Here is a 924-nt window from a genome sequence, read left to right as displayed (position 1 = left end):
TGATAGGAAGCTAAGTTTTACCCTTGGAGCCAGCCGCCGAAGGTGGGGTCAATGATTGGGGTGAAGTCGTAACAAGGTAGCCGTATCGGAAGGTGCGGCTGGATCACCTCCTTTCTAAGGATATATTTAAAAGCAAAAGCGACCGTTTAACAGCGTACGGATAGATAAGATCGTGTAAAGTACCGGTTCTTTGGGACTTGGAGAGATTAACTATCCGCTAGCCGTTGGGAGCTGTAGCTGGATGATTACGGAACAGCTCTTACGAGCTCGAAAACATACTTGGTTGTTTGGTTCAGTTTTGAGAGATTAACTCTCTTTATTTTATACTTATGATGGGCCTATAGCTCAGCTGGTTAGAGCGCACGCCTGATAAGCGTGAGGTCGGTGGTTCGAGTCCACTTAGGCCCACCATTTAAAATATAGTAACCTTGGGGCCTTAGCTCAGCTGGGAGAGCGCCTGCTTTGCACGCAGGAGGTCAGCGGTTCGATCCCGCTAGGCTCCACCATTATGTACCTTGAAAACTAGATAAGAAGAATTAGGAAGTGAAGGCGACTTTTTAAAGAGCCGGAACTAGACTAATACAAGACATCGAAACAACGAACAAACTTTTTTACTGTTAATTTAGTTAAGTGAAGAAGGGCGCACGGTGGATGCCTTGGCACTAGGAGCCGAAGAAGGACGGGACAAACACCGATATGTCTCGGGGAGCTGTACGTAAGCATTGATCCGGGAATTTCCGAATGGGGCAACCCACTGCTCGTAATGGAGCAGGACATGTATCTGAATACATAGGATGCATGAGGCAGACCCGGGGAACTGAAACATCTAAGTACCCGGAGGAAGAGAAAGCAAACGCGATTTCCTGAGTAGCGGCGAGCGAAACGGAAACAGCCCAAACCAGAAAGCTTGCTTTCTGGGGTTGT

At 47.8% G+C, this 924-nt stretch carries 2 tRNA genes and 2 rRNA genes; all 4 read left to right on the top strand.

Annotated features, from left to right (window positions below):
- Nucleotides 1-114: ribosomal RNA gene (locus NC799_RS18320) — 16S ribosomal RNA — on the top strand; the annotation flags it as partial.
- A gap of 220 nt (nt 115-334) precedes the next feature.
- Nucleotides 335-411, top strand: a tRNA-Ile gene (locus tag NC799_RS18315).
- Between the two features lie 19 nt (nt 412-430).
- Nucleotides 431-506, top strand: a tRNA-Ala gene (locus NC799_RS18310).
- A gap of 118 nt (nt 507-624) precedes the next feature.
- A 23S ribosomal RNA gene (locus tag NC799_RS18305) occupies nt 625-924 on the top strand; the annotation flags it as partial.

Source organism: Aquibacillus salsiterrae (assembly GCF_028416595.1).
GTDB classification, from domain to species: Bacteria; Bacillota; Bacilli; order Bacillales; family Amphibacillaceae; genus Aquibacillus_A; species Aquibacillus_A salsiterrae.
The sequence above is the reverse complement of the archived record's forward strand: the minus strand, read 5'-3'. Positions and strand labels throughout refer to the sequence as shown.